This window comes from uncultured Pseudoxanthomonas sp. (genome assembly GCF_947498795.1).
GTDB lineage: Bacteria > Pseudomonadota > Gammaproteobacteria > Xanthomonadales > Xanthomonadaceae > Pseudoxanthomonas_A.
On sequence record NZ_CANMLQ010000001.1, the window covers coordinates 1,280,392 to 1,299,389 of the forward strand.

At 68.0% G+C, this 18,998-nt stretch carries 17 protein-coding genes; 9 read left to right on the plus strand and 8 right to left on the minus strand.

Translation table 11 applies throughout. The annotated features are described in order from the left end of the window. Positions 1-43 precede the first annotated feature (43 nt). From Q0907_RS06175 to Q0907_RS06195, 5 genes are all read left to right on the plus strand, one after another. Positions 44-1,570 (plus strand): hypothetical protein, encoded by a 1,527-nt coding sequence (locus Q0907_RS06175; RefSeq protein WP_299342551.1) that lies wholly within the window; start codon positions 44-46, stop codon positions 1,568-1,570. A gap of 117 nt (positions 1,571-1,687) precedes the next feature. Then, the gene (locus tag Q0907_RS06180) at positions 1,688-2,107 is read left to right on the plus strand and encodes a hypothetical protein (protein ID WP_299342552.1); all 420 of its coding nucleotides are present in this window, start codon (positions 1,688-1,690) and stop codon (positions 2,105-2,107) included. Then, the gene (locus Q0907_RS06185) at positions 2,104-2,808 is read left to right on the plus strand and encodes a C39 family peptidase (RefSeq protein ID WP_296281746.1); all 705 of its coding nucleotides are present in this window, start codon (positions 2,104-2,106) and stop codon (positions 2,806-2,808) included. Before Q0907_RS06180 ends, Q0907_RS06185 begins: the two co-directional genes overlap by 4 nt. 1 nt (position 2,809) lies before the next feature. After that, the gene (locus Q0907_RS06190) at positions 2,810-3,313 is read left to right on the plus strand and encodes a hypothetical protein (RefSeq protein WP_299342554.1); all 504 of its coding nucleotides are present in this window, start codon (positions 2,810-2,812) and stop codon (positions 3,311-3,313) included. A 44-nt stretch (positions 3,314-3,357) separates the two neighbouring features. Beyond that, positions 3,358-4,806, plus strand: coding sequence for an acetate kinase (locus Q0907_RS06195; protein ID WP_299342556.1), 1,449 nt, complete (start codon positions 3,358-3,360; stop codon positions 4,804-4,806). A gap of 9 nt (positions 4,807-4,815) precedes the next feature. On the opposite strand, the gene Q0907_RS06200 is transcribed toward Q0907_RS06195, so the two are convergent. Continuing rightward, positions 4,816-5,190: a DUF4345 domain-containing protein gene (locus tag Q0907_RS06200; protein ID WP_299342557.1), complete on the minus strand. Its 375-nt coding sequence runs from the start codon at positions 5,188-5,190 to the stop codon at positions 4,816-4,818. A 155-nt stretch (positions 5,191-5,345) separates the two neighbouring features. On the opposite strand from Q0907_RS06200, the gene Q0907_RS06205 reads away from it, so the two are divergent. Next, positions 5,346-5,789, plus strand: a complete 444-nt coding sequence (locus Q0907_RS06205; protein ID WP_296281739.1) for a hypothetical protein — start codon at positions 5,346-5,348, stop codon at positions 5,787-5,789. Positions 5,790-5,798: 9 nt separating this feature from the next. Here Q0907_RS06205 and hemN read toward each other — a convergent pair whose 3' ends face one another. Together hemN and Q0907_RS06215 are read right to left on the minus strand one after the other, a co-directional pair. After that, positions 5,799-7,205: an oxygen-independent coproporphyrinogen III oxidase gene (gene hemN, locus Q0907_RS06210; RefSeq protein ID WP_299342559.1), complete on the minus strand. Its 1,407-nt coding sequence runs from the start codon at positions 7,203-7,205 to the stop codon at positions 5,799-5,801. Between the two features lie 45 nt (positions 7,206-7,250). Beyond that, positions 7,251-8,486: an MFS transporter gene (locus Q0907_RS06215; protein ID WP_299342658.1), complete on the minus strand. Its 1,236-nt coding sequence runs from the start codon at positions 8,484-8,486 to the stop codon at positions 7,251-7,253. Positions 8,487-8,659: 173 nt separating this feature from the next. Between Q0907_RS06215 and Q0907_RS06220 the strand changes: the two genes are divergently transcribed. Next, positions 8,660-10,966 carry an FdhF/YdeP family oxidoreductase gene (locus Q0907_RS06220; RefSeq protein WP_299342561.1) on the plus strand — a complete coding sequence of 769 codons (2,307 nt, stop codon included), beginning with the start codon at positions 8,660-8,662 and terminating at the stop codon, positions 10,964-10,966. Continuing rightward, a complete protein-coding gene (gene fdhD / locus Q0907_RS06225) occupies positions 10,950-11,765 on the plus strand; it encodes a formate dehydrogenase accessory sulfurtransferase FdhD (RefSeq protein ID WP_299342563.1) in 816 nt (271 codons plus the stop codon). The genes Q0907_RS06220 and fdhD overlap by 17 nt, the downstream gene beginning before the upstream one ends. A 12-nt stretch (positions 11,766-11,777) precedes the next feature. On the opposite strand, the gene pdeM is transcribed toward fdhD, so the two are convergent. Genes pdeM through Q0907_RS06245 form a run of 4 tightly spaced genes read right to left on the minus strand, consistent with a single transcriptional unit; the run spans position 11,778 to position 17,458 of the window. Next, the gene (gene pdeM, locus Q0907_RS06230; RefSeq protein WP_299342564.1) at positions 11,778-12,425 is read right to left on the minus strand and encodes a ligase-associated DNA damage response endonuclease PdeM; all 648 of its coding nucleotides are present in this window, start codon (positions 12,423-12,425) and stop codon (positions 11,778-11,780) included. Next, positions 12,415-14,871 (minus strand): ligase-associated DNA damage response DEXH box helicase, encoded by a 2,457-nt coding sequence (locus Q0907_RS06235; protein ID WP_299342566.1) that lies wholly within the window; start codon positions 14,869-14,871, stop codon positions 12,415-12,417. Before Q0907_RS06235 ends, pdeM begins: the two co-directional genes overlap by 11 nt. After that, positions 14,868-16,460, minus strand: coding sequence for an ATP-dependent DNA ligase (locus Q0907_RS06240; RefSeq protein WP_299342568.1), 1,593 nt, complete (start codon positions 16,458-16,460; stop codon positions 14,868-14,870). Before Q0907_RS06240 ends, Q0907_RS06235 begins: the two co-directional genes overlap by 4 nt. After that, positions 16,457-17,458 carry a ligase-associated DNA damage response exonuclease gene (locus Q0907_RS06245; protein WP_299342570.1) on the minus strand — a complete coding sequence of 334 codons (1,002 nt, stop codon included), beginning with the start codon at positions 17,456-17,458 and terminating at the stop codon, positions 16,457-16,459. Before Q0907_RS06245 ends, Q0907_RS06240 begins: the two co-directional genes overlap by 4 nt. A 517-nt stretch (positions 17,459-17,975) precedes the next feature. Here Q0907_RS06245 and Q0907_RS06250 point away from each other — a divergent pair. Beyond that, positions 17,976-18,362: a HEPN domain-containing protein gene (locus Q0907_RS06250; protein ID WP_299342571.1), complete on the plus strand. Its 387-nt coding sequence runs from the start codon at positions 17,976-17,978 to the stop codon at positions 18,360-18,362. Positions 18,363-18,453: 91 nt separating this feature from the next. On the opposite strand, the gene Q0907_RS06255 is transcribed toward Q0907_RS06250, so the two are convergent. Continuing rightward, positions 18,454-18,741, minus strand: a complete 288-nt coding sequence (locus Q0907_RS06255) for a DUF3653 domain-containing protein (RefSeq protein ID WP_299342573.1) — start codon at positions 18,739-18,741, stop codon at positions 18,454-18,456. Between the last annotated feature and the right edge of the window lie 257 nt (positions 18,742-18,998).

An 18,998-nucleotide genomic window follows, 5' to 3' on the forward strand; every position in this document is an offset into this window, starting at 1 on the left:
GGGGCTTCCCCTGGGTCCCGGAGCGGCCACAAGGAGACTGGACATGTGCATTCGCAAGACACTGATCGCATCGGCGGTATTGCTGGCGCTCGGCACGACGGGACAGGCATTCGCGCAACAGACCAACACCGAGAACGGCCGGGGAGACGACATCCTGGTCAACCTCGCGGTGGACATGAGCAACAACAGCACCAACACGGACAACAGCGACAACTCCGACAATTCCGACAACTCCGACAATTCGGACCACAGCGACAACAGCACGCATGACGGCGACAACCGCAACAATCGCGGCCGCGCCAGTGCGGAGGGCTACGGTTCCACCGCGGCCAACAACGGCAGCACCGCCACTTCCTCATTCTCCAATTCCTTCAACCACAGCAAGGCTGTGGCCGAAACGCGCCTGGAAGGCAGCGTGTCCGGCGTGACCGTGCACGACATCGGCAACGTCGCCAAGAACTGGGGCAATGCCAATGGCGGCAGCGGCGGACGTGGCGGCGCCGGCTATGGTGGAAACGGCTACGGCGGCGAAGCTGGCGGCGGTTCCGGCAGCGGCGGCGACGGTGGCAATGGCGGCAGTGGCGGCGACGGCGGAAGCGGCGGCAGCGCCAGCATTGGCGATGCGACGGCCGGCGATTCGTCCAATGGCAGCGCGTCCATCGGCGACGCGACGGCCGGCGATGGCGGCCGTGGCGGTAACGCCAACGACATCCGTGGCGCGAATGGCGGCGATGGACGCGGCTGGGGCGGCGACAGCGATGCGACCGCCGGAAACGGACGCGGTCGGGGCGGCGATGCGGGTGGCTGGGGCGGCGATGGCGACGGTGCAACGGGCGCATCGGGCGGCGATGCAGGCAGCGCCAGCGGCGACACGGGTTCGATCGCGGACGCCTCCGGTGGCGACGCAGGAGCGGGCAGCGGGAATGTCCGCGAGCGTGGTGCCGGCGACGGCACCAGCGGCGACGGAACAGCAACGGGCGGCGCCGGCACCTCGGGGAATGCGACCTCGACCGGCGGCGCCAGCACTGCGACGGCCGGTGCCGGTACATCCGGTGACGCGACCGGGACCGGTGGCGACGGCATGGGCACCGGAGGTGCCGGCTCCGGCACGGGTGGCGACGCCACCGCCAGCGGCGGCGCCGGTTCGGGCATGGGTGGCACGGGCGGCACGCTGACCGCGACCGCCGGCGACGGTGGCGATGGCGGGGATGCCAGCAACGGCGATGCGAGCAACGGCAGCGCGTCCTCCACGGCCAGCAACGGCGATGCCACCGCCGGCAACGGTGCCAGTGGCGCGGTCGGTGCAACCGGTGGTGCGGGCGGCGTCGGCAACGGCGGTGACGGCATGGGCGGTGACGGCAACGGCGGCGTCGGCAACGGCGCGACCGGCGGTGCAGGCGGCGCAGGCGGCTCCGTCGCGGTCGACGCGGGTGCGTTCGACATGTCGAACAACATGACCAGCGTCGGGCAGTCGGCGGCCGGCATCATGGTGGCGGCACAGAACAGCGGCATGGCCTCGCTGATCCAGCAGGGCATCACCGTCCAAGCCAACCTCACCGTAGGCCCATAAGCGTTCCGTCGGTGTCCTGGCGATGCCGGGACACGCCGCGCGGACGCAAGGCGCCCCGCCGCTTCACGCGGGGCGCCCCATCGCCGCGCGGTGGACGCATGGCAAGGGAGACTGACCATGCATACGCACTACCAGACAGGGCTGCGCATCGCGGCCTGCGGATGGGTGTTCGCTGTCGGCGGCGCGTGGGCGGATGACAACGCCGTCGCGACCGTTCCACCCGTTGCGCCCGTCATCGACGTCGTGCCTGTGGAGGTGCCGCAGGTGGCGGTCAGCGGACTCGGGCGTGCCGTCGCGATCGATCGCCTGTCCGGTCTGCGGGGCGGCGATGCGACGCAGGTGGACAACCTGATCGACGTGGAAGGCTCCGTCGACGGCAACACGGCCCACCACATCACCAGTGGCTCCAACAGCATTGCCGATGGCGCGTTCAACAATGCCAGCGGCATCAACACGGTCATCCAGAACACCGGCAGCAACGTGCTCATCCAGAACGCGATGATCGTGACCGTCGATTTCACGGGCGGTCCGCAATGAAACGCGGCTCGCGGCGCGCGCACTGGCTGGCACACGTCGCGCTGGCGTGCGCGTTCGCGACCCTCGGCGGCGCTTCCGCCGCCACCAGCGACCTGCGCGTGCCAGGCGGCGCCTATACCGTCCGCCTGACCAGCCTGAAGGAAGCCCGCTTCAAGACCACATTGCCGCAGCAGTACGACTTCAGCTGCGGCTCTGCGGCGACCGCGACGCTGCTGACGCACCAGTACGGCCATCCGGTCAGCGAGGTGGATGTATTCGTGCAGATGTACAACAACGGCGACCAGGCGCGCATCCGGAAGGAAGGGTTTTCGTTGCTGGACATGCGGCGCTACCTGCGTTCGAAAGGATACGAGGCGGACGGCTTCGAACTGCCGCTGGACAAGCTGCAGCAGGAGAACGTGCCGGCGATCGTCCTGCTCAACGACCGCGGTTATCGGCATTTCGTGGTGGTGAAGGGCTTGCGCAACGGGCGCGTCCTGCTCGGCGATCCGGCGCGCGGAACGCGCGCGATGCCGCGTTCGCGCTTCGAAGCCCTGTGGGACAACCGGGTGATGTTCGTCGTGCACAACCAGCGCGAGCGTGCCCGCTTCAACCAGGCCAGCGACTGGAAGACCGCACCTCCGGCGCCGCTCGACATGGGAATCCAGCGCGATGGCCTGCGCAACGTCACCGTGCCGCGGCGCGGTCCGGGAGACATCTGACATGGCCGCCAATCGGGTATGCGCATACCGCATCGCGATGATGCTGGCACTGGTGCTGGCGCCCCTGGGCGCGCGCGGGCAGGGCGGCGACCTTGGCGCCGAATGGCAACCGGTCGATCCCGGTCGCCTCGACCGGATGCGCGGCGGTTTCCAGATGCCGTCCGGCATGATGCTGTCGTTCGGCATCGAGCGCGTCGTGTACCTCAACGGCGAGCTCACCGCACGCATCGCCGTGCACGTACCCGACGTGGCGCGACTCACGCCCGAACAGGCGCAGGCGCTGGCCGACTTCAACCGCGGTCTCGTCGTGCAGGTCGGCGATGGCAACCGCTTCGACCCCGTGGGTGCCGCCGGCGGCCTGGTCATCCAGAACACACTCGACGACCAGGACATCCGGACCATCACCCGCATCGATGTCGGCGTGGACACCCTCGGCGCCTACCAGAACCTCAATGCCGGCGATGCGCTGAACGAAGCGCTGATCCGCGCACCCGGCGGTCCGTGAGCGACCACGCAATCCCGACCACCCAGCAAGACAAGGGGAACATCATGAAAGGGACGTCTCTGATCGAAGTCGCACCGCTGGCATTGGCCGTGGGGCTGGGTGTGCAGGCCGGGCAGGCGAGGGCGCAGGATGTTCCATTGCCTGCCACGCCGCCGCCGATTCCCGCACAGCCGTACGAGATCACGGCCGATGCGCGACTGGATGCGCTGCAGCGGCAGCTCAACGAGCAGAACCAGCGCCTGCAGCAGATGCGCGAACTGATGCACGCGCAGGAGCAGCAGATCTTCGGCCTGCAGAACGCGTTGAATGAAGAAATCCTCGCCAATGCCCGCGCACGCGGGGCTCCCGCGCCCGTCATCGTCCCCTCGCTCAACCAAGCGCCGACGTTCCGCGACGCACCGACCCCGACGCCGACCTACATCGTGGGACCATCGCCCGCGACGCCGCACGCCAGCGTGCAAGCGCAGGCCTCGTCGCCCCGGGCGGGCGACAGTCCGGCACCGGAGCGTGTGGGGCAGGCACCGGAAAGCGACTCGCGGCCACCCGAGATCGCGCAGATCTTCGACCAGCCCGGCGTGCTGACGCCCAAGGGAAAGCTGGTGGTGGAGCCGGCCATCCAGTACGGGTACTCGGCGAACGACCGGGTCGCCCTGGTCGGCTACACGATCATCCCGGCGATCCTCATCGGCCTGATCGACGTGCGCCAGGTGAAGACGACCACCGCCGTCGCCACGCTGACCGGTCGCTACGGTGTCAGCCGACGCATGGAAGTCGAAGCGAAGCTGCCCTACGTCTACATCCACAGCGACACCGTCAGCCGCGAGATCTTCACCGGCTCCGCCCAGGACCGCGTCTTCAACGCGCGCGGCAGCGGCATGGGCGACGTGGAAGTCACGGGCCGTTACCAGCTCAACCGCGGGGGGGCCGACAAGCCGTTCTACATCGCGTGGCTGCGCTACAAGAGCCGCACCGGCCGGGACCTGTTCGACGTCACCACCGATTGCGTCACGCGCTGCGTGGCCAACACCACCGGCACCGGTCTGCCGCTGGACCTGCCCACCGGCAGCGGGTTCAATGCGCTACAGCCGGGCATCACGTGGCTGTATCCCTCCGACCCGGTCGTCTTCTTCGGCAGCCTCAGCTACCTCCACAACTTCAAGCGGAGCAACGTATCGCGCCGGGTACTGGGCGGGCAGACCGAACTCCTCGGCGACATCGAGGCCGGCGACATCCTGGGCTTCAACTTGGGGATGGGCTTGGCATTGAACGAAAAGGCGGCCATCAGCATCGGCTACGACACCAGCATCGTCGGCAAGACGAAGCAGGATGGCGAGGACGTCGCCGGCGCCGTGCGCACCACGCTCGGCACGTTGCTGCTGGGCGGTACCTATCGTTTCAGCGACAGGATGTCGCTCAATGTGGCGCTCGGTGTTGGGGTTACCCGCGACACGCCGGACATGACCTTCACCGCACGCCTGCCGATCAATTTCTGACCCGACGTGTCAGGCCGGGCGGCCCTGCCACCACAGCCAGATCGCCGCCGCCAGCATCAGCCACTCGGTCACCGCCAGGGCGAGCGTCGCGGTCTCCACCGGCCACCAGCGCATCAGCGCGGCACTGCGATACAGCACGATCGGAAGATACAGCGCCATCGCCAGGATCAGCCCGGTGCGCATCTGCTGCGTCCAGGCGAACCAGGCGAACAGGAACGTCAGCCCGAGCTGCAGGCCGCCGTAGATGGTCAGGTATTCGGTCTGTCCGGAGCGCGTCAGCGACGCATAGCCGATGGCCGTCGCGGTCCGCGCCGGTGCCAGCGTGCACCACGCGGCGAATACCAGGTAGATGATCGCGTTGAGGTACAGATAGGCGGCAGCCACGGGACGTCTCCGGCGGGATGGACCGCCATCTCGCATGGCGGCAAGTGATGGCAGGGTGAACGCGGCGAAGTCCGACGACACCGTGCGGCATGCCCCGATGGTTGCGCGCGGCCATGCACGCGAGCCTGCAGGCTCCACCACAAGGAGAGCCCGCCATGCATCGTTCTTCATCGTGCGCCTTCCGCCTCGTGCTGGCCTGCGTGCTCGTCGCCGTGGGCAGTTCCACCTGGGGCAGCGACCCCGTCCACAAATGCCGCGGCAAGGATGGCCAGTCGCATTACCAGTCCGCGCCATGCCCGTCGACGCACCACACCGAGTGGGTGCGCGACTACCCGCCGGACCCCGCACGGCCCGCCGGTCCCGTCGTTGCCACGACGCCCATGCCGGCGCAGGCGGGTGCGGGGACGAAGCGCGCGCCGGCCAGGCAACGCCGGCAAAACTCAGCCGCGCAGGGGGCGGTGATCTCGATGCATCGCGATGCCGTCGCCTGCGAACGGGCCAAGCACGCCCGCGACCAGGCGTACGCGCGACTTGGCCTGAAGCGCGATTTCGCGACAAGCCGCAAGCTCGACGACCGTGTCAACCAGGCGTGCCGGTGAAGGAGGGTCTCAGATCGTGCGCGAGAACCGTGGCGTGTCCGGCGACGGTGCGGCTGGCAGGTAGCGGTCGAAGCACATCGCGATCACCCGCAGCAGCAGGCGACCCCTGGGCGTGGCCTGGATGCCGACCCGCGTGAACGTCAGCAGGCCGTCGTCGGCCAGCGGCGCCAGCCGCGACAGCGCATCGGCGAAGTAGTCGGTGAACACGATGTCGTAGCGCCGTCCGATGCGCGCGTAGTCCAGTCGGCCATGGCACATCAATTCCTGGATGACCTCCGCCCGCAACACGTCGTCGCGATCCAGCGGCATGCCGCGCCAGACCGGCATGCGTCCGTCGTCGATGGCGCGTTCCCAGCTGGCGATGTCGCGGGGATTCTGGCTGAAGCTGTCGCCGATATGGCTGATGGCGCTCACGCCGAGCCCGATCAGGTCGCTCTCGGCATGCGTGGTATAGCCCATGAAGTTGCGATGCAGGTCGCCGCGCGCCTGCGCACGTGCCAGATCGTCATCGGGCAGGGCGAAATGGTCCATGCCGATGTAGACGTAGCCCGCCGCCACCAACCGCTCGATCGCTCCCTGGAGCAAGGCAAGCTTGGTCTCGCGATCGGGCAGGTCGGCGTCCGCGATGCGCTGCTGCGGCTTGAACAACTGCGGCAGGTGCGCATAGCTGTAGACGGCGATACGGTCGGGCCTGGCGTCGAGCACGATCTCGAGCGTCCTCGCGAAACCGTCGCACGTCTGCTTCGGCAGGCCATAGATCAGGTCGATGTTGACCGACCGCATGCCGTGTTCGCGGCATGCCGCCACGATGGCGAGCGTCTCTTCCACGCCCTGCAATCGGTTCACCGCCTTCTGCACGCCCGGGTCGAAGTCCTGCACCCCCAGGCTCGCCCGCGTGAAGCCCACGGCGGCCAGCTCGGCGATGTCGGCAGGCGTGACGAAGCGCGGATCCAGTTCAATGGAGAAATCCATGGTCGCCGGATCGGCGAACGTGAACTGGCTGCGCAGCTCGGCCACGCAATCGGCGATCTGCGCCGGCGTCAGGAAATTCGGCGTACCGCCACCGAAATGCAGCTGCACGACAGGGCGGCCGCTGTCGAACAACGGGGCCATCCGCGCGATCTCGCGGTACAGATAGTCGAGGTAGAGCTCGCCGCGCGCCTTGTCGCGCGTGATGACCCGATTGCACCCGCAGTAGAAGCAGGGACTGGTGCAGAACGGGACATGCACGTAGAGCGACAGGGGGCGCGCGTGCTCGAGGCCATTGGTCGACGCCGCATGTGCGCGCAGTTCCGGGGCACCGAAGCGCGCGCTGAACTGGGGTGCGGTCGGGTACGAAGTATAGCGCGGACCGGGAATGTCGTAGCGCCGCAGCAGGTCGGCATCGAACATCGGGGTTGGAGAGACGTGGCCCATGTCGCGCAGGCTAGAGGCTGGCCCACCATGCCGCATTGATCGGGATCAATTCCCGCGCGGATCGCGCCCTCGGGCCTCGGGCGCATCGGGAATTTCGGGCAGCATCTCCAGCGCGGTCGGCGTGGTGCGCAGCATGGGGTGGAACCGGCCGGGATGCAGCAGCCGGCGCGCCTTGAACAGGCGGCGGCCACCGGCCACCAGCGCCAACACTCCCAGGGTGCAGGCGAAGAAAAGCGGCAGTGCCTCCGCACCGAAGCGCTGCATCAGCGCACCGGCCACGGCGGGCCCGATCGCGGCACCGATGCCGTTGAGCAGCAGCAGCGCGCTGCAGCCCGCGAGCAGCTGCTCGCCCGGCAGACGGTCCAGCAGGTGCGCGACGGCCAGCGGATACAGCGCGAAGGCCAGACCGCCGAACAGGAAGAACAGGGCGTGCGCCTGACCCTCGAAACGCAGCGCGAGCAGGGCGGTGGCGGCGCCTGCGGCGGCGACCAGCGCCAACGTGCTGCGGCGGTCGCCGCGATCGGACAGACGGCCGATCGGCAACTGCAGGGCGGCGCCGCCGATGATGGTCACTGCCATGAAAGTGCCGATGCCCGCGCGATCCAGGCCCAGCGAGGCCGCATACACCGCGCCCATGCCCCAGAACGCGCCCAGCGCCAGGCCGGCGAGCACCGCGCCGGCGGCCGCACTCGGCGCCGCCCGGCAGATCTCCAGCAGGTGCACCTTCGGAGCGACGGTCATCACCGGCGGCGAAAGCCGTGTCGCGCTGACCGGCAGGATGGCCAGCGCGAACAGAATCGCCACGACGCTGAACAGCACCGGGCTGCGCGGAGGCTGCAGGTCGAGCAACAGTTGGCCGGCCGCCAGGGCGAGCAGCGAGACCACCATGTACACGCCGAACACGCGGCTGCGATGCTCGGGCGCGGCCTGCGCGTTCAACCAGCTTTCGATCACGGTGCACAGCCCGACCAGCGACATGCCGGTGACCACGCGCAGCAGCATCCATCCGACCGGCTCCCTCCACAGCGGGTACACCAGCACCGCCGCCGCCGCGAGCGCGGCGTGGAACGCGAATGCGCGGATATGGCCGACGCGCCGGATCAGCGGTGGCGCGGTGAACGTACCCAGGAAGAAGCCGACGAAGTAGCCCGACATCACCAGGCCCGTCGTGCGCTCGCCCCAACCTTCGGCCTGGCTGCGCATGGCCAGCAGCGTTCCCAGCAGGCCATTTCCACCCAGCAGCAGCGCAACGCTGGCGAGCAGGGCGGTGAGCGGAAGCAGGAGGCGGATCACGGGAGGCAGGCGGTACCGGGTCAGGCGAGGTCGACATGCTAGCAATCCCATCCTGAGCGTCCGGTTCACAGGCGCCACGATGCGTGACGCATGCAACCCGTCCGAGGGCATCGGGTATCCTGCAGGCGTCTCTTTTTCCGACATGCAAGGGCAGGGATCCGATGAGTGAACGCAAGATCCCGGGCATCGACGAGTACGACGGCGCAGCCGGCGGATGGGGCGCACTCGCCGCCGTCGCCCGCGCGGTGAAGAGCCAGATGGCGGTCGGTCGCGAGACCTCGGCGCTGCGCCGCGTCAACCAGCCCACCGGGTTCGATTGCCCGGGCTGCGCCTGGCCTGATCCGAAGCACACGTCGTCGTTCGAGTTCTGCGAGAACGGCGCCAAGGCGGTGTCGTGGGAAGCCACCGGCAAGCGTGCGACTCCGGACTTCTTCGCACGCCACACGCTGGCGGAACTGTGGGAATGGAGCGACCACGCGCTGGAGGACGAAGGCCGGCTGACGCATCCGATGGCCTACGACGCCGATGCGGACCGCTACGTGCCGATCGGCTGGGACGAAGCGTTCGCCCGCATCGGCGCAGCGCTGCGGGCGCTGCCGCATCCCGACATGGCCGAGTTCTACACCTCCGGCCGCACGTCCAACGAAGCGGCCTTCCTGTACCAGCTGATGGTGCGCGAGTACGGCACCAACAACTTTCCCGACTGTTCGAACATGTGCCACGAAGCGACCAGCGTCGGGTTGCCAGGATCCATCGGCGTGGGCAAGGGCACGGTGACGCTGGACGATTTCGCGCACTGCGATGCGCTCTTCAGCTTCGGCCACAATCCCGGCACCAACCATCCCCGCATGCTCTCGACGCTGCGGGAGGTCTCGAAGCGCGGCGTCCCCATCGTGGCGGTGAATCCGCTGCGGGAGCGCGGCCTGGAACGCTTCACCTCGCCGCAGCACCCGGCCGAGATGCTGACGAACACCGCCACGCCGATCGCGCAGACCTATTACCAAGTGAAGATCGGCGGCGACCTCGCGCTGCTGAAAGGCATGATGAAGTGGCTGCTGGACGCCGATGCCGACGACCTCGCCGCCGGCGGCAACGGCGTGCTCGACCATGCGTTCATCGCCGAACACACCGAAGGACTGGAGGCGTTGCGCGAGGATCTCGCGCGCACGACGTGGGAAGAGATCGTCAGGCATTCCGGCCTGGCACGCGACGACATCGCCGCCGCCGCGCAGCTCTACGCCAGGGCGGACCGCGTGATCCTCTGCTACGGCATGGGCATGACGCAGCACCGCCGTGGCACGCAGAACGTGCAGCAGATGGCCAACCTGATGCTGCTGCGCGGGAACATCGGCAGGCAGGGCGCCGGCATTGCGCCGATCCGCGGGCATTCGAACGTGCAGGGCGACCGCACGGTCGGGATAACCGAAAAACCGACGCAGGCCTTGGTCGACGCGATCAAGCGCACCTACGGCTTCGAGTTCCCGCTCACGCACGGGCACGACGCCGTCGAGGCGGTGCGCGCGATCCGCGACGGCCGTTCGCGTGCGCTGGTGTGCATGGGCGGCAACCTGGCCGTTGCGATGCCGGACCCGGAGACGACGATTCCCGCGATGCGAACGCTCGACCTGGCCGTGCATATCGCCACCAAGTTGAACCGTTCGCATCTGATTCCAGCGAAGCAGGCGTTCCTGCTGCCCTGCCTGGGCCGCACCGAGCGCGACCTGCAGGCGAGCGGCCTGCAGTCGGTAACGGTGGAGGATTCGATGTCGATGGTGCATGCATCGCAGGGTGGACTGCCGCCGGCGTCGGAGCACCTGCTCTCGGAACCGGCCATCGTGGCCGGCATCGCGAAAGCGACGTTGCCGCAGACGAAAGTGGACTGGGATGGCCTGGTCGGCGACTACGACCGCATCCGGGATGACATCGAAGCGGTGTTCCCGATGTTCAAGGACTTCAACCGCCGCGTTCGCGAGCCCGGCGGTTTCCGACTGTACGTGGGGGCGTCCGAACGCGACTGGGGGCCTGGCGGGAAGGCGCGGTTCCTGGTCGCGCCCGGGCTCGACGAGGATCCGGGCACGGGCCGTCGCGACCTGCTGACGCTGACCACGATCCGGTCCCACGACCAGTACAACACCACGATCTACGGCTTCGATGATCGTTATCGCGGGATCAGCGGGCGACGCGACGTGGTGTTCATGAACCGCGACGACATGCGCGCGCGCGGGCTGGCGCAAGGCGACCGGATCGACGTGGTGTCGTACCTGGCCGGCGACGACGCGACGCGGACGGTGTCGGGTTTCATCGCCGTCGAATACGACCTGCCGCAAGGGTCGGCCGCGATGTACTACCCGGAAGGCAACCGCCTGGTGCCGCTGGACAGCCACGATCCACACTCCGGCACGCCGGCCTACAAGTCGATCCCGGTGGTGGTCAGCAAGGTGCGCGATTCGCATGTCGATGCCGGATGATCGTACCGGGGGCATGGCGCGACGCGAGGTCGTCGACGTCACCGGGGGCGCATCGACCGTCCGCCAGGATCTGCTCGCCGAGGAGGTACCGCTCGCGATCCACTGCAACGGCGAACCGCTGGCGGTGATGATGGTGTCGCCGTGCGATCTGGAGGACTTCGCGCATGGCTTCGCGTGGACCGAGCTCGGCATCAAGGCAGGCGATCTCGTGTCGGTGGAGGTGCAGCCCTTGCTGGAAGGCATCCACCTCGACGTTCTAACCCGCGATCCGCTGCCTGCGCGTGTCGCCGACCAGCAACGCTGGCTGCCCGGTCGAAGTGGCTGCGGCATCTGCGGCAACCGGCACCTGGAAAATGTCATCAGGCAACCCGAGGCCGTGGGCGAGGGGTGCGCCATCGCCTCATCGGCGCTGGAGGCCGCGCTGGTCGAACTGGCGCAACGACAACGATTGAACGCAGCGACGGGCGCCGTACACGCCGCCGCATGGGCGGGGGTGGACGGCAAGATCACACGGGTACGCGAAGACGTCGGTCGTCACAACGCACTGGACAAACTGATCGGTGCCATGCGGCGGGAGGGCATCGATCCCGCATCGGGCTTCGCACTGGTCACCAGCCGGGCGAGTTACGAAATGGTGGCGAAAGCAGCGATGGCAGGCATTCCGTTCCTCGCCGCGATATCGGCGCCCACGGCGCTGGCGGTGGACCTGGCCATCGGATGCGGCATGACCCTGGTCGGTTTCGCGCGTCCGGGCCGGCATGTGGTCTACAGCCATCCCGGACGAATGGCGCAGGCCTGAGTCGTCGTCGATCTATCCCGGTGGCAACGCCGCCACCAGGCCGCCCAGGCACGCGACCTGGCGATCACCGGCGCGCAGGATCGGCTCGACGCCACCGGTGAAGCGCGAAAACGCGGGCAGGACGGTGAGCCCGGTTCGCAGCCAGAACGTCGGCCATCGCCCTGGCAAGCCGGGATAGCGCACGCGGGGATGCACGTGACCTGCGATGACGTGTCCCGTCCCGTCGCCGGGCACATGGCGCAGCTCGAACGGGCCGCGTCGCTGGCCTTCGGGGACGAGATCGAGCCGCCAGTCCGACGCGCGTCCATGCAGATGGCGGTCGTGGTTGCCTGCCACCACGGTGATCGGCAACGACGCATGCCGCTCACGCCATGCTTGCCACTCGTCCTGCCACGCGCCCCCCGATCCGGCGCCATGCAGGAAGTCGCCCAGCACGCACAGCTCGCGTGCACCGGTGGCGGCAAGCAACGACTGCAGGCGTTCCAGATCGTCGCGCGTACCGCCGCGCGGTACCGCGATGCCACCACGACGCAACGCTTCGCCTTTGCCGAGATGGAGGTCCGCGATCAGCAGCAGGGATTGCGCCGGCCAGAACATGGCGCGATCGGCGAGCAGTCGTACAGGCTGTCCTGCCAGTTCGATATCGAGGCTAGCCTGCATGGCGGCGTTCCAGCTGCTCGGCCGCACGGCGTACCCGCGCCTGCCAGTCTTCGGTGCTCAGGTGCGCGCGCATCCCGTCGGCCCACAGCGGAAAGGCGAGCGGTGTGAGGCTGGCGGGCGAGGTGAGGTGCACGCGCGCATCGCGCAGCCGGCCGAGCAGGACCTCCATGTCGGCGATCTGCAGGTCTTCTTCCAGCGCCTCGCGGCGCGCCAGGTCCAGCAGCAGATGGCCGGGGTCGTGTTGCGACAGCACGTCGAAGAGCAGTCCGCTCGACGCCTGCAGTTGCCGCAGGCTGCGCGGCGTGCGGCCCGGCAGCGAAGGCGGCAACAGGCCGGCAACGCGCGCGATGCCGCGGAACTGCCGGCGCGCCAGTTCGCCGAGGTTGGCGCCGTGGGCGAGGTCGTCCACCAGATGGAGGGGCGAGAGCAGTTCCCGCAGCAGGTCCGCATCCAGGGCGACGGACAGCTGGGCCGACAACACGAAACCGAGATCATTGGCCGCGAGCGAGAACGTGTTGGGGTGCCGCTGGCCCCATCGCCACGCCATCAGGGCGGCGAGCCCCTCGTGCGCACGACGGCCGGCGAACGGGTAGACGAATACGTGGTATCCATCGCGGCGCTTCACCTGCTCCACCAGCAGCTCGCCGGGAGATGGCACGCGACTGAGACGTTTCTGCACGGCCAGCAGCGGAGCCAGCGCCCGCATCTCGGGCGATGTCCGGTCGTCCGCCAGCGACGCCAGCACCTGCGCGGCCAGCCGCGACGACAACGGCATGCGCCCGCCCATCCAGCGGGGCACCACGCCGTCGCCCTGCTTGACCAGGCGCACGTAGGCCGTCATTTCCTGCAGCCGCACCAGCTCCAGCAAGCGACCGGCGAACCGGAAACGGTCACCCGGGCGCAGGCGGCTGAGAAAGGCTTCCTCGACCGAACCCAGTCCACCGCCTTTCATGAACTTCACCGACACGTTGCCGTCGCTGGCGATGGTGCCGATGGAAAGCCGATGGCGCAGGGCGACGATCTTCTCGTGCACGCGATATGCGCCGTCCGCATCGCGCACGACGCGTCGATACTCGGGATAGTGCTCCAGTGCATCGCCGCCGCGCACGATGAAGTCGAGCACCCGCTGCCACGTCGCGGTATCGAGCGTCGCGAACGCGTGCGTCGTGCGCACCTCGGCCAGCAGCGCGTCCGCCTCGAAGCCTCCGCCCAGCGCGAGCGTCACCGCGTGCTGCGCCAACACGTCGAGCGGCAGGCGAGGGGGATGCCGGGTCTCCACCACGCCCTCCGTGATCGCCGTGCGCGTGGCCGCGTATTCCACGAGTTCGAGCGCGTGGGTGGGCACGCACAGGACATGGCCGGTCTCGCCGGGGCGATGGCGCGCACGGCCGGCACGCTGCAGCAGCCGGGCCACGCCCTTCGGGCTGCCGATCTGGATCACCTGGTCGACCGAGGGAAAGTCGACGCCCAGGTCCAGGCTGGAGGTGGCGACCACGCACCGCAGCGATGCATCGCGCAAGCCGGCTTCGGCCTGCTGCCGCAAGGCAGGATCGAGCGAGCCATGATGCAGGGCCAGCGTCGAGGTGTCTTCCGGCCATACCGACGACAGCGCCTGGTGCCACAGTTCCGCATGCGCGCGCGTGTTGGTGAACAGCAGGGTGGTGCGGACGGAGAACACGCGATCCATCACGCCCGCAAGCTGGCTCAGGCCCAGGTGGCCGCTCCAGGGAAACCGCACGATGTCCGCCGGCAACAGCGTTTCCAGCGTCATCGGCCGGGGCCGCGCGGCCGACAGCACGCGCGGCGGTTGGCCAGGCGGAAGCAGCGACCGGCAGGCATCCTCCAGATTGCCCAGCGTCGCCGACAGTCCCCACGTTCGCACGCGAGGCGACCATCGGCGCAGGCGCGCCAACGCAAGCTGGGTCTGCACGCCGCGCTTGCTGCCCATCAGCTCGTGCCATTCGTCCACCACCACGCAGCGCAGGTCGCCGAACATCGGCGCCGTATCCGGGTAGCTGAGCAGCAGCGACAGCGACTCGGGCGTGGTCACCAGCACATCCAGCTTGCCGCCGCGCGCCAGGCGCTTGTCGCGTGCACTGGCATCGCCGGTGCGCTGCGCCACACTCCACGGCAGGCCGAGCGCATCAGCGGTTTCGGCCAGCGCCCGCGTCGTGTCCGTGGCCAGGGCGCGCAGCGGCGTGATCCACAGCACGCGCAACGGACGCGCAACCCGCCTGCGCGACCCGGACGAACGGGACGGCGCCTTTTCCGCCAACGCTTCGAGCAGCGGTCCGCCGAACGCGGCGAGTGTCTTGCCGCTGCCGGTCGGGGTATGGATCAGGCCCGATTCGCCCGCCAGGTAATGTCGCCAGGCCTGGCGCTGGAACGGCAACGGCTTCCAGCCGCGGGCGGCGAACCACTGCTGTAGCCGGGCAAGGGGCGTCATCGCGCCAGTGCCTGCAGCGTGGACAGCTTGTCGGCGTCCGCCGCGGACTTGTCGTGGCGCCAGCGCAGGATGCGGGGAAACCGAACGGCGACGCCCGCCTTGTGCCGATTACTGATGTTCACGCCTTCGAAGCCGAGCTCGAAGACATGGTGGGCGACGACGGAACGCACGGGGCCGAACCGCTCGCGCGTGTGGGTGCGGATCCACTGGTCCAGCGCCAGGATTTCCTTGTCGTCCAGACCCGAGTACGCCTTCGCCACCGGCACCAGTTCGCCGGCGTCGTTCCACACGCCGAACGTGTAATCGGTGTGCAGGGTACTGCGGCGCCCATGCCCGGCCTGCGCGTACAGCAGCACCGCATCGATGGTCAGGGGATCGATCTTCCATTTCCACCAGTCGCCGCGTCGCCGGCCGCTGCGATACGGCGATGCACGGCGTTTCAGCATCAGGCCTTCGACGCCGCGTTCGCGCGCGCCCTGGCGCAGCGCGGCGGCCGCCTCCCAGGATGCAGCGTCCACCGCCGGCGAGACCTGCAGGCGCGGATCGTGCGTGGCCCGGAGCAGCTCGTCCAGGCGCTGCCGGCGCGCCTCCAGCGGCCATTCGCGCACATCTTCTCCTTCCAGCTCCAGCAGGTCGTACGCCAGCACCCGCGCGGGCGCGGCAGCAAGATGCTTGCTGCCCGGACGTTTGCGCTGGATGCGCGTCTGCAGCGCGGAGAAGGGGAGGGGTGCCGTGCCGTCGTCCCAGGCCAGCAGTTCGCCATCGATGACGGCATCCCGCGGCAGGCCGAGCGCAGCGGCCTCGATCTCGGGAAAACGGCCATCCAGCCGCTCCTCGCCGCGCGACCAGAGCGCGACCTCGTTGCGGCGACGGATCACCTGCACGCGGATGCCATCCCACTTCCATTCCAGCAGCCAGTCCTTTACATCGCCCAACTGTTCAGGCGCGTTCTCGAGCGGCGAGGCGAGGAAGAACGGGTAGGGCTGTTCGCGGTCGCTGTCGAGCACCTCGGTCGACAGCAGGCCATCGAGGAACGCCGGCGTGGGCGGCCAGTCACCGAGCATGCGCTGCGCGAGCACCGCGATGGGCACGTCGGAAAAATCCGCGAGCGCCTGCTGGACCAGGCGCGTCGACACACCGACCCGCAGCGCGCCCGTCAGCAGTTTGTTGAAGACGAGGCGCTCGCTGTCAGGCAGCTGCGTCCAGGCGTCGACCACGGTGCGACGACGCGTCTCCGCATCGGCACCGGCGACCGGCAACAGGCGCTGTTCGATCCACGCATGCAGTGGCAGCTCGGGATGCTGCGCCGTGCTCGACGGCAGCAACAGGGCGAGCGTCTCCGCCAGGTCGCCTACGTGGGAATAGCTGTCGTCCACCAGCCAAGCGGGCAGGCCGGCGAGTTCGCCGCACCAGGTGCGCAGTTCGCCGCTGCCCGCGATCCGCCGCAGCTTGTTGCCGGCAAGCAGCCAAAGCCCCCACGCCGCGTCTTCGCGCGGCACGCGGCGCACGTAGTCGGCGATCGCCGCTCGCTTGTCGAGGGTGCCGGTGCTGTGCTCCAGCGCCTGGTAGAGCGCGGCGAAGGCTTTCATTCCTCGCCACCGAAGTCGGTCGAGAACGCCTGCGCATCCTGGCCGCGCTCGCGCAGGAAGCGGATCAGCGCGTCGGTGTTGCCATGGGTGGCGATGATGCGACGTGCGCCCGTCTGTTCGATGGTGACGAGCAAGCCCGGCCAGTCCGCATGATCGGACACGACGAAGCCGCGGTCGTAGTTGCGTCGCCGGCGGTTGCCGCGCAGGCGCATCCAGCCGGATGCGAAGCCATGTTCGGCGTCGCGGAAGCGACGCGTCCAGGTGGACCCGGCCGCGGAGGGCGGCGCGATCACCAGGCGGCCCGCGAAATCCTTGCCCTTGGGCTGCTCGCCGACCGCCTCGGTGGCGATCAGGTCGATGCCCGCACTGCGGTACACCTGCACGCCGGTGTCCACGGCGCCATGCAGGTAGACGGGGGGTTCGTCGAAGCGCGCGAGTTCGGCGAGGATGCGCTGCGCCTTGCCCAGCGCATAGGCGTACAGGATGGCCGCACGTCCACGCGCCTCGCACGCGCGCCGCCATTCGACGATGCGCGCGACTTCCTCGGGCGTGTCGGGCCATTGATAGACGGGCAGGCCGAACGTCGCTTCGGTGATGAAAACGTCGCACGGCACGACCTCGAAAGGCGGGCAGGTGGGATCCGCCTGGCGCTTGTAGTCACCCGACGCGACCCAGACCTCGCCGTCCACTTCGATGCGTACCTGCGCGGAACCGAGAACATGACCGGCGGAATGAAACGACACGACGGCATTCCCCAGTGGGAAGCGCTCGCCATAAGCATGCGGATGGAAGTCCTGTTCGCCCAACCGCCACCGCAGCACCGGCATGCAGTCGCTGGCGGCGTGGTAGCGCGCCATGCCGGTGCGCGCGTGGTCCCCATGCCCATGGGTAATCACCGCCGTCGCGACCGGCTTCCAGGGATCGATGAAGAAATCACCCGCCGGGCAGTACATGCCTTCAGGACGCAATACGATGAGATCGCGGGGGTTCGCCGTCATGGAGGAAGACTGCGAAAGGGCGCGTACAAGGGGGGTGAAGCCGGAACCCGGAGCGCAGCAGGAGGGCGCCCAGACCGCCATCTCGGCGATTTCTTCCGGCATAGAGTTGGTGGCTGGTGAAGCACGTCATCATCGCCACGCCATGACCGCGCGAAATTCGCGTCAGGGAGTCAAGCCACACGCTGTACAACCTGAGCGGAAGCGGCAGCGGGTCCGGCCTTGCGAGCGGAGCGAGTGAGGCCGGACCCGCTGGCCGCGCAGGCGTTACCGTCGATTACGCCCCCGGCCAACGCCCCGACGTGTTCCCGCGTAGCCCCGGCTATCAGCCCGGCACCACCTAAACCGGTCCCGTATCTTCGCTGTAGGCTAGGCATGTAGTCATCTCCACAAGGCCACGCCCATGATTCCACCGTCACCCGCTATGCAGAGGGTGTTTTCAGCGCGTCAGTTCTGGGATGCATACCATCGGTGCTTGGAGGGTCGGCGAGTCAATGGATCTAGCCAGCCTCACTACGCCATGGTGCCCGCTATCGTTTGTCTCGCATTCTCCGTAGAACTTGCCTTTAAAGCGCTGATCGTGGCCGATGGCCGAGAGCCTGGGCAGATACATGATCTAAGGGATTTGTTCGGAAAGCTTCCGAGCGTTCTGCAGGACGAGATCGTTCAGTGGTGCATAGGAAAAGAGCCGGAAGGAGGGTTTAAAATGTCGGACGACAAGTTGGTCGTTAGCGTCCAATCTCCCAGAGACAACTTTGAGTTTGCTCTTTCTAGGGCTTCCGGCGCATTTCATCAGTGGCGCTATGTCTTTGAGCCGAAAAATGCCAATGCTCAGTTCGACAACAGATTTATGTCTAGGCTTGGCCAAGTGTGTCAGACGATTCTTGCGCGTGAGATTGTTGCGTGAGATCTCGTCCACGGCATCTTCGTGCGGATAGTGGTACTCGTGTTGTAGGGGCTGCGCCCCTACGGTGAAAGCGACTGGAAGGAGCGGGCTTTTATCCCGCGAGGCTGCCCACGTTCCGGGCGTGCCAGTCGGCTAGGTCAACGATGAGCACCTTGACCGGTCCACGCTGAACCAGCTTTTCAGCTTCGCGGCGCGATTTCGGGCCGGCCCGTCGAAGCTCCATCGCGTCACGCCAAAGCAGCCCCGCAAGGCGTTGCGGCGTGATCCTGTCGCCATCCGGCCCGATCAGATGCCGGCCGCTGGCAGAGAAGCGCCAGCCGTTCCACTGGCTAGGTACGTCGGTAAGAATCTCGACAATCGTAGGGGCGTTGCGGTTCAACCGATCAGGCACGCGTCAAAGCTCCCGTTGGTGGGCTTAGAGCCACGCAAGCGCCATGCCAGCCAGTCCCGGAGCAGCCGCGCCCACCAGCCCCCATCGGACTTTGACATAATAGGCATTATGCGAAATTAAAGGCGTACCCAGTTCGGGCCATCGCCACACCTAGGGCGGCCCCACCGATGTTCATCGCAGACATTCAGGGATCACCGACGCAAAGATTCTGTCCTTCGACGCAGGCAATTCTGCTTCGTCGGAAA

Bases quoted from the DNA above. Each gene is read 5' to 3' on its own strand.
- pdeM (WP_299342564.1), bottom strand. From the start codon at position 12,425: ATGCAGGCTAGCCTCGATATCGAACTGGCAGGACAGCCTGTACGACTG.
- Q0907_RS06190 (WP_299342554.1), top strand. From the start codon at position 2,810: ATGGCCGCCAATCGGGTATGCGCATACCGCATCGCGATGATGCTGGCA.
- Q0907_RS06220 (WP_299342561.1), top strand. From the start codon at position 8,660: ATGAGTGAACGCAAGATCCCGGGCATCGACGAGTACGACGGCGCAGCC.
- Q0907_RS06205 (WP_296281739.1), top strand. From the start codon at position 5,346: ATGCATCGTTCTTCATCGTGCGCCTTCCGCCTCGTGCTGGCCTGCGTG.
- Q0907_RS06240 (WP_299342568.1), bottom strand. From the start codon at position 16,460: ATGAAAGCCTTCGCCGCGCTCTACCAGGCGCTGGAGCACAGCACCGGC.
- Q0907_RS06250 (WP_299342571.1), top strand. From the start codon at position 17,976: ATGGTGCCCGCTATCGTTTGTCTCGCATTCTCCGTAGAACTTGCCTTT.
- Q0907_RS06235 (WP_299342566.1), bottom strand. From the start codon at position 14,871: ATGACGCCCCTTGCCCGGCTACAGCAGTGGTTCGCCGCCCGCGGCTGG.
- Q0907_RS06175 (WP_299342551.1), top strand. From the start codon at position 44: ATGTGCATTCGCAAGACACTGATCGCATCGGCGGTATTGCTGGCGCTC.
- Q0907_RS06245 (WP_299342570.1), bottom strand. From the start codon at position 17,458: ATGACGGCGAACCCCCGCGATCTCATCGTATTGCGTCCTGAAGGCATG.
- hemN (WP_299342559.1), bottom strand. From the start codon at position 7,205: ATGGGCCACGTCTCTCCAACCCCGATGTTCGATGCCGACCTGCTGCGG.
- Q0907_RS06195 (WP_299342556.1), top strand. From the start codon at position 3,358: ATGAAAGGGACGTCTCTGATCGAAGTCGCACCGCTGGCATTGGCCGTG.
- fdhD (WP_299342563.1), top strand. From the start codon at position 10,950: ATGTCGATGCCGGATGATCGTACCGGGGGCATGGCGCGACGCGAGGTC.
- Q0907_RS06185 (WP_296281746.1), top strand. From the start codon at position 2,104: ATGAAACGCGGCTCGCGGCGCGCGCACTGGCTGGCACACGTCGCGCTG.
- Q0907_RS06180 (WP_299342552.1), top strand. From the start codon at position 1,688: ATGCATACGCACTACCAGACAGGGCTGCGCATCGCGGCCTGCGGATGG.